The sequence below is a fragment of the Pseudomonas sp. KBN10P06128 genome (assembly GCF_037574945.1).
Classification (GTDB): Bacteria; Pseudomonadota; Gammaproteobacteria; order Pseudomonadales; family Pseudomonadaceae; genus Pseudomonas; species Pseudomonas aeruginosa.
Genome location: NZ_JBBELR010000002.1, coordinates 41,762 through 49,745, shown reverse-complemented (window position 1 = coordinate 49,745; position 7,984 = coordinate 41,762). Strand labels below are relative to the sequence as shown.

The 7,984-nt window shown below is 55.9% G+C and carries 9 protein-coding genes; 7 read left to right on the top strand and 2 right to left on the bottom strand.

Annotated elements, in window-relative coordinates; all coding sequences use genetic code 11:
* Window positions 1-347: 347 nt before the first annotated feature.
* Window positions 348-1,163 (bottom strand): LuxR C-terminal-related transcriptional regulator, encoded by an 816-nt coding sequence (locus VQ065_RS31960; RefSeq protein ID WP_058130755.1) that lies wholly within the window; start codon window positions 1,161-1,163, stop codon window positions 348-350.
* A 131-nt stretch (window positions 1,164-1,294) separates the two neighbouring features.
* On the opposite strand from VQ065_RS31960, the gene VQ065_RS31955 reads away from it, so the two are divergent.
* Window positions 1,295-2,398 carry a polyamine ABC transporter substrate-binding protein gene (locus VQ065_RS31955; protein WP_033973292.1) on the top strand — a complete coding sequence of 368 codons (1,104 nt, stop codon included), beginning with the start codon at window positions 1,295-1,297 and terminating at the stop codon, window positions 2,396-2,398.
* Window positions 2,399-2,630: 232 nt separating this feature from the next.
* Here the strand turns inward: VQ065_RS31955 and VQ065_RS31950 are convergent, their stop codons facing one another.
* Complete coding sequence (locus tag VQ065_RS31950; RefSeq protein ID WP_320472059.1) at window positions 2,631-2,999, bottom strand: helix-turn-helix domain-containing protein; 369 nt, start codon at window positions 2,997-2,999, stop codon at window positions 2,631-2,633.
* 269 nt (window positions 3,000-3,268) lie between these two features.
* Here VQ065_RS31950 and VQ065_RS31945 point away from each other — a divergent pair, with 269 nt between their 5' ends.
* The 6 genes from VQ065_RS31945 (at window position 3,269) to VQ065_RS31920 (ending at window position 7,982) form a co-directional block, all read left to right on the top strand.
* The gene (locus tag VQ065_RS31945; protein WP_052151164.1) at window positions 3,269-3,823 is read left to right on the top strand and encodes a transcription termination/antitermination NusG family protein; all 555 of its coding nucleotides are present in this window, start codon (window positions 3,269-3,271) and stop codon (window positions 3,821-3,823) included.
* A 100-nt stretch (window positions 3,824-3,923) separates the two neighbouring features.
* Entirely contained in the window at window positions 3,924-4,157 is a 234-nt protein-coding gene (locus VQ065_RS31940; RefSeq protein WP_340080533.1) for a hypothetical protein, read from the top strand.
* Window positions 4,158-4,865 (top strand): lytic transglycosylase domain-containing protein, encoded by a 708-nt coding sequence (locus VQ065_RS31935; protein ID WP_319382126.1) that lies wholly within the window; start codon window positions 4,158-4,160, stop codon window positions 4,863-4,865.
* On the top strand, window positions 4,846-5,184 hold the full coding sequence (locus VQ065_RS31930; RefSeq protein ID WP_058182842.1) for a hypothetical protein: 339 nt from the start codon (window positions 4,846-4,848) through the stop codon (window positions 5,182-5,184). Before VQ065_RS31935 ends, VQ065_RS31930 begins: the two co-directional genes overlap by 20 nt.
* Before the next feature lie 10 nt (window positions 5,185-5,194).
* Complete coding sequence (locus tag VQ065_RS31925) at window positions 5,195-5,593, top strand: VirB3 family type IV secretion system protein (RefSeq protein ID WP_058130747.1); 399 nt, start codon at window positions 5,195-5,197, stop codon at window positions 5,591-5,593.
* Window positions 5,520-7,982 carry a VirB4 family type IV secretion system protein gene (locus VQ065_RS31920; protein ID WP_052156229.1) on the top strand — a complete coding sequence of 821 codons (2,463 nt, stop codon included), beginning with the start codon at window positions 5,520-5,522 and terminating at the stop codon, window positions 7,980-7,982. The genes VQ065_RS31925 and VQ065_RS31920 overlap by 74 nt, the downstream gene beginning before the upstream one ends.
* Window positions 7,983-7,984 lie beyond the last annotated feature (2 nt).

The window sequence follows — 7,984 nt, the reverse complement described above, 5'->3', positions numbered from 1 at the left end:
ATGTTGACTAGGCTCAGCGTTCCGGTTGCTATCGTCTTCCAGTAACCGACCTGGTGGATATGGACCAGGGCGTAAAAGAGATAGTCGGGGAGGAGTATGTCTATTCGGTTTACCCGGATTCCGATATGTTCTGGATTGAACTCTCGAACCGGCTCACCGCATCGCTCCGCTGAGCCCCGCCGAACTAACCAGAAATGCGCCTCGGGGTAGTTCGTTCGGATTGTCGCAACATCTGAAAGTCTCATCTCGTTCCCCGGTGGCAACGACTAGCCCCCTCGGGGTGAGTGGCTTTCTGCGTGCCACCAACAAGACTTATGTTAGGCGCATTGCGCCTATATGTAAATGTTTTATGTTTGAGAAACTATGTTTCCGACAGACGGTATATCTTTTAGGAGCAAGGCAAATAGTTCGGAGTGAGAACTTACGTTCAACTTGGCGTAGACGTGACGCCGGTGAACTTTGGTTGTCGATACGGATATTGCGAGCTTGTCAGCTATTTCCTTATTTGACTTACCCTCTAGCATCAGATTCAAGACCTGGGATTCACGCCCTGTCAGTGGTGCGACAAGAGCGTTCAGCACAGAGCTGTCGACTCTGAGCGATGGGCTACTGTCGTCTTGTAGGCTTTCCTCGAAGTGGAGCCGCTTGCTCATGAGGGAAAGCACCCAAGGGCGAATGATCTCAAGAAACGCAATGTTCTCGGCGGTATACTTCGCCTCGCTTCCCAGCGACAGGCAAAGCGTGCGGCGCTCATCAATAGGGATGTTATATTGCATTTCATCGCATACCACATGCGTCTCGAAGTACTCTATGTAGTATCGACTCTTATTAAATGCGGGCGTCACGATATCTCGAAGATAGATCGTCCGAGGGCCGGGTGCAGAGCGTGAGGCGGCATAGAACGGATCGATGCGATAGTAACCGGTTATGTATTTGCCAATTAAATGGTTGGGCTTCCTTTCGTCTTTTTCCTCTTCTTCCTCCTCGGCGTAGAAAAGTATCACTGGTGTGGAGTCACTAAATACCAGAGAAACCCAGTTATCGACCTGCACGAACTCCCGTACCGTTTCCACCAGTACCAACCAAAAGTCTGGCTGGTCCAGGTGGTCGAGCAGGTTCCCAAGCGAGCGCTGCCAAGCTATGTCCTTCAAGCTGATTTCCATTTCACTACTCCCAGGGGACTAGGTAATCCGGTCAATAGAAATGACCTTCCAGTGAGAATAATATCGGCAGTGAATGAGGGAAAAATCTAGCGATACCTATTAATTCTAGTAGTTTAACTAATGGGGTATTTATGAAAGGAATTGCTGCACTTGCCTTGTCTATTGCCTTCACTGCCGGCTCTGCCGGCGTGTCGGCTGATCAACGTCAGGAGAAGAGTGTTCACTTCTATAACTGGATCGATTTCATCGCCCCAGGCGTGACCGGCGATTTTCAGAAAGAGACGGGCGTGAAAGTCATTTCCGGCACTTTCGATAGTGGTGAGTTCGCACAAGGCAAGCTCTTGGCCGGGCGGTCCGGTTACGATGTAGTGGTGATCACGTCCAACCTGCTGCCCAACCTGATCAAGGCGGGGGTGCTCCAGGAGCTGGAGCACCAGGACTTGAAAGAGTGGTCCAACCTGGACCCCCAGGTGATGAAGAACCTCAGTGCCACGGATCCCGGGAACCGATACGCGGTTCCCTACCTGTGGGGCACCACGGGCATAGCCTACGATGCAGAGAAGGTGCGTCAGTACCTGGGCGCTGATGCGCCGACCAACTCATGGGATCTGATTTTCAAGGAAGAGAACATTTCGAAGCTCTCGAAGTGTGGGGTGGCGATGCTCGACTCTTCCACTGAGATTCTTTCTATCGCATTGAACTACCTTGGGCTCCCCTACAACAGCCAGAATCCTGCCGACTATGAGAAAGCACAAGCACTGATTCTGAAAGTGCGTCCTTATATTCGATACTTCGACTCGTCTAAGCTGACAGCCGACCTCACCAACGGAAATATTTGTGTTTCTGTGGGGTGGCAGGGTACGGCCTATCTTGCAAGAAACGCCAATAAGAGCGGAAAAGTCCACCGGGAGATTGGATATAGCATTCCTAAAGAGGGCTCCCTTGTTTGGATAGAGAATATGGTGCTACTCAAAGATGCGCCGCATCCCGAAGAGGGAAGGAAGTTTATAAACTTCATGATCAAGCCTGACGTGATCGCGAAGTCTTCGAGCTATATTGGCTATCCAAATGGGAACAGGGAGTCCTTCCAGTACGTGGAAAAAACAGTCAGGGAAGATCCCGCTGTGTATTTCGACGATGAAACCATGAAGCGGCTGTTCCCCCTGGAAACTCTGCCACTGAAGGCCGAGCGGGTCAGAACGCGGGTGTGGAACCGGATCAAGAGCGGGCTGTAGAGCGATCAAGCCGGCCAGCTATCTAAGCTGGCCGGTGAGCGAGGGTATCATGCTTTTAGATGAACAAGAAAAAAAAGAACTAAAAGAACTTGCAATACTTCTGAAGATGGATAGGAAGTACTCGGCTCTTGTGGAGGACGGATTGCTGCCAGTCGACGAGTTTTCATTAAATAGCCACCTTAAAAGAAGACTGCGTATTAATGAGTTAATGTCTAGGTTCGGCATGGGATGGCTAGCGGTCTGATTTCTGGGATTTATTTTTAATTGGTCCCGGGGCTAGCCTGTCTATGTGCGATATTATTTCTTCTAAATCTCCAGGTGTGTCTATCTGAAGTACCCTTTCTGAAATTTCTCTCCGAAGCGCGGTGAGCTTTTCCCTTAACTCGTCGTCTTTGCTTGGCAGCAAATCGCCAGGTGAAACATTAAAGATGGTCGAAATTCTAATAAGTTGCTCAATGCCCGGAAGGTTTATTCCTCTTTCGTAGCGACTAACCAATGGGGCATCACAACCAATCAACTCGGCAAGTTCTGATTGGCTTAAATTTGAGGCTTTTCGAAGAGACTTAATTCTCGCCCCGATTATCTCGCGAAGGCTCGGCACATTAGTTCCATAAAAAATCAGATCATTTCATATGACGATTTTTTATAAAAATCACTTTAGTACAAATTTTTGTAGAAAAGTGTTTATTTTCATCTCCAAAGCACCTATCATCCTTCCACCAAGGGCGCCTTGCGCCGACTGGGCATTTGTGGAAATCTAAAAAACAACTGTATATATATACAGTATTCAGCCCTGAAGGCTGCTGTGGGAAGCCGAGACCAAGGTGGGATCGGTCCGGGCGGCGGCTGCTCGAATGGAGGATGAGAGGGATGAGAAATTGGTATTTGCTCTCGTGCAAATCCAATGCACATCAATGGGTTAAGTCGGAGGTTGAACAGTTGGCGGGGGTTGAGGCCTACTCTCCGATTCTGATAGAGAAGCAAAGGCGTTCTGACCGCCTTAGTGGGTTTCGAGTCAAGGAGAAGGATCTCTTCCCTGGCTACCTGTTCTTGCGATTCGACCCCGAGGAAGTACACACCACACAGATCACTCGTTTCCCCGGTGCTATTCAGTTCGTCCGCTTCGCGGGCGAACCTTATGTAGTGCCTGAATCTGTGATCCAAGGGCTTCGGGATGTGTTGCTCTTGCGTGTCGACCGCACACTGGCCTGCATCGAGTATCGCAACCTGCCCTCAGAGCTGGAGAAGTCGCTGCACCTGGTGGTTGGTCTACGCTCTGCCGCACAGAGGCGTGCGCGGTTCTTGGCGATTCTCCAACACGAAAACATCAGAGTCCGTCGGAGCATGTTTGATCGCTCGCGGATTATCTCGGTGGCCGATACTCCGGTACCCAAGTTTGTGGGTGGTAAGCGCGCTGTAGCCTGAAGAATGTCCCACTAACCAGACAGTTCCCACTCTACTTTCCACCGGCAGGAGCGTTCCTGCCGGTTTTTCTGCTGTTCGTTTATCACCAATAGGAGGTGCTATGACACCAAGCAAAGCTGGCCCGCCCAAAAATGGCCGTAGGGGCAATATCCATATTGGCACCGAGCGTTACTCGAAGCTCACCGGAATTGCCATCGAAATCAGTTATCAGGTTGGTGACCAGGTGACGCCAACTCAGATCGCCCAGTATCTGGTCGATCACTACAGCGACATGGCGAAGTCGGAGATCCTCCGAGAGCTTCACGTGCCACAGGTCGAAAAGAAGGAGATTTAAATGCTTACTACCAGTGCCTTCATGGCGCTGGCCCTGCAATGTGCTCCTGCTGTCCATCCCTCCACGCTGTATCCCGTCGTTAAAGCCGAATCCGCCCTCAATCCTTACGCCATCGGCGTGAAGGACGGTGCTTTGTCGCGTCAGCCGCAAAGCCTCGCGGAGGCCCTGGCGGCGGTGAAAAAGCTGGTGGAAGAGGGCAAGAGCTTCGCTGTGGGGCTGGGCCAGGTCCATCGGCAGCATTTCGATGCCAGCGATCCCCGGCAGGTGGCCGAGATGTTCGAGCCTTGCCACAACCTGAAACGCTCTGCTGAGGAACTGCGCCGCTGCTATGGCCAGGCGCGACCGGTCAGCAGCTCAGACCAGGAAGCCATCCGCAAGGCCTACAGCTGCTACTACAGCGGCAACTTCACCACCGGCTTCCGGCCCGAGCCCGAATTTGGCGGAACGAGCCATGTTCAGCGGGTTCTGGCCAACGCGGATCTACCAGCGTACGTCCCGGCGCTTCAGGCACAGCCCCCAGCTGCGCCAACCCTTCCGGCCGGGCCGGCAAATGTTCCCGTCGCCCCCCAGCCGACTTACCAGAGCTGGGATGTGCTTCGGCAGTACCCCCGTTATGACCCGCCGGCGGCAAATCAGCCGCAGGCACAACCACAACCCCTGGAAGACCAGGATCGAGAGGTAAAGAGCGATGCAAAAACTGAAGAGTAAGGCCCGCGAGATGTTGCAGCGGCTGGCGGTATTCCTGGCCGTCTACACGCCATACATGGCGATGGCCGACGAGTGGGATCAGAAGCTGGTGGCGCTGGGCAGAAATATCCGCCTGGGGATGTTCGCCGTGGGTGGCAGCATCGCCCTGATCTGCCTGCTGTGGGTCGGCATTGGCTGGATGTCATCCAGGGCTGCGGGCGACCACAGCACTACGTTCATGGACTACGTGAAGCAAGTAGGTGTGTTGGGCGTAGTCGGTGGGGTTCTGCTCCTCGGGGCGTGGGCCTGGGCGTTCTTTGGCGGCGGCACGATTGCGTGAGGGCTGGCCGATGAACGATGAGGAACTGCTGTTCCCAAGTTACAACGCCATGAGCCGCCCGGCGACGTTCCTGGGTGTGCCGATCCTGCCCTTCGTAGGAATTGCGGTCGCGTTGTTGGTGGTCGGCACAATCGGTTTCCTGCTGTTTCCGTGGTGGGGGGCGTTGCTGTTGGCCTCGCCCCTGTTCCTGGCCTTGGTCGGCTTTTCCGTGGTGAGTTCATTCGACGCCCGCTACATGCGCCGAATCGTCTACGCCATGCGTCGTTTTTCCTTGAACCTGAGATACGGCCGCGGGGTGTGCCTGACGCCGATCAATCCCCTTTGGAGTGTGTTCTATGGCAAGCGTTTCGCACAACGTCGTCATGCCGGCGGAAGCTTTGGCGCCGCTGATGAAGTACCACGTGCATGAGCACATGGTGACCCTGACGGGAAACCGTCTGCTGAGCTTGATCCGGCTCAAGGGCGTTTCTCACGAAACCCGTGACAAGGCCGACCTGGACCAACTGTTCCACCGGCTCAACCGCTACTTCTTCACGCTCGGGAAGAAGGAAGGCAAAAGCCTAATGCTCCAGACGTACGTCACCAAGAGCCAGTTAGAGCTGGACGGTGAGTACCAGCTCGATCTACCGGTGCTGCAGGAGTTCGTCGACGCCTACGTGCGTCCGTTCAAACAGGGCAGCTACCGGGAGGTAAGCTACCACCTGGCGGTGATCTTGAAATACCGCGATCTGGACGACGGGATCCGGCGCATGCAGGACCTGTTGATCACCTCGGTCAGTATGCTCAAAAGATTCGAGCCCGTTCTGCTGGGAGTGGAGGAGACGGAGACAGGGGCGTTCTACTCACAGATCGGGCGCTTCTACAGCCTGCTGTTCAATGGCCGTGAGCAAGCGGTCCGGTTGTCCGATACGCGCCTGGGCGAGGCGATCATTGATAGCGTGACCAGCTTCGGCGCCTATGACTTCGTCGAGAACCGCCCGAACCACGGTGGCCGGCGGTTCGCTACTACCTACGACCTGCGCGACTACCCCAGCGAGGGCAGCCGGCCGGGGATGTGGGACGAGGCGATTGAGCAGCCGCTGGACTTCACCCTGGTACAGGCGTTCATGTTCGAGGAGCGCAACGAGATCAAGCGCAACTTCAAGAAACAGATAGCGGACCTGGCCTCGGTAGAGGGCGAGTCGAAGCAGACCGACGAGCTGGATGATGCGGCGAGCGAAATCGCGCAGGGCATCAAGAGCTTTGGGCGCTACCACGCTTCGCTGATCGTCTACGGCGATACGCCGGACGAGGCGATCACGAACGGTTCGAAGATGGAGTCGTTATTCAGCGCGAAGGACGCGACGTTCGTACGGTCGACCCTGAGCAACGTGTACACCTGGTACACCCAGTTCCCCGGGGTGACGCAGGCCATGTACCCGATGATGAAATCCACCGAGAACCTGGCCTGCGGCTTTTCCCTGCATGCCACTCCCAGCGGCAAGGCACGCGGCAACCCGATTGGCGACGGCTCCGCCTTGGTGCCGATGCGCACGCTCAGCGACGGGATGTTCCTGCTCAACGCCCACGACAGCCCGCCAGGCCAGAACAACCTGGGCGAGAAATTGCCCGGGCACCTCGCGGTGACCGGCATGACGGGCGCTGGCAAGACCACTCTGGAGGCGGTCTTGTTGACCTTCTTCAGCCGATGGAAGCCGATGCTGTTCGGCATCGACTACAACCACTCGCTGGAGAACCTGCTGCGCGCCCTAGGCACGCAGTACTTCGCTATCGATCCGGGAACGTCGACTGGGTTGAACCCGTTCCAGCTCCAGGACACGCCGCAGTTGCGGCAATTTCTGCTCGATGTGGTGATCACCTGCGCCGGTGGGATGAAGAAGGAAGACGGGAGCGGCGGGCTGGTGGATGAGGTCGAGGAACGGGAGATCCAGGCATCGATCGATGCGGTGATGGCCCACTCGACGGTTGAACACCGAGGTATGTCCCTGTTGCTCCAGAACATCACCCCCAGGGGGGGAAACTGCCTGCACACGCGTCTGTCGCGTTGGTGTCGACTGCGCGCCGATGGCGGTCGGGAAGGGAGCTGCGCATGGGTGCTGGACTCGCCGCGGAACCTGTTTGATCCCACTGCCTACCAACGCCTTGCGTTCGACTGCACGCACATCCTGAAAAAGGAGTATGTCAGCAGGCACCCGGCTGAAATGGAGGTGCTCTTGAAGACCTTGTTCTTCATGAAGCGGCTGATGCACCAGACCCAGCCGGGCAGCCTCTTGCTGAACTTTGTCGCGGAGTACTGGGCGCCGCTTTCCTTCGAGAGCACGGCGGAGCTGATCAAGGAGGTGCTGAAGGCGGGCAGGCTGCGGGGAGAGATCCTGATGATGGATACCCAGTCGCCGGAAGATGCGTTAGCAACGCCGTATGCGCCGGCAGTCGTGCAGCAGGTGGTGACCTCGATCTGGTTGGCCAACGACAAGGCCACGGCCGAGAGCTACGCGAAGTTCGGTATCGAGGGACGGCTGTTCGAGGCGGTCGCCGAGCAGGACCCGTACGACCGCCAGGCAGTGGTTGTACAGGGGCCCCGGTCGGTGCGTCTGAAGATGGACCTTTCCACGCATACCGAAGTGCGGGACGAGCTGAAGTACTGGCTGCCGCTGCTGTCCACGACGACGGAGAACGCGGCCGTGGCCGCTCGGATCCGTGCCGAGCTGGGAACAGACGATCCCGCAGTGTGGGTGAAGCCGTTCCTGGACGAGATGCAGCGGCAGTCCCTGGTGACTGAAGGCGAGGGAGGAGGGTAGCG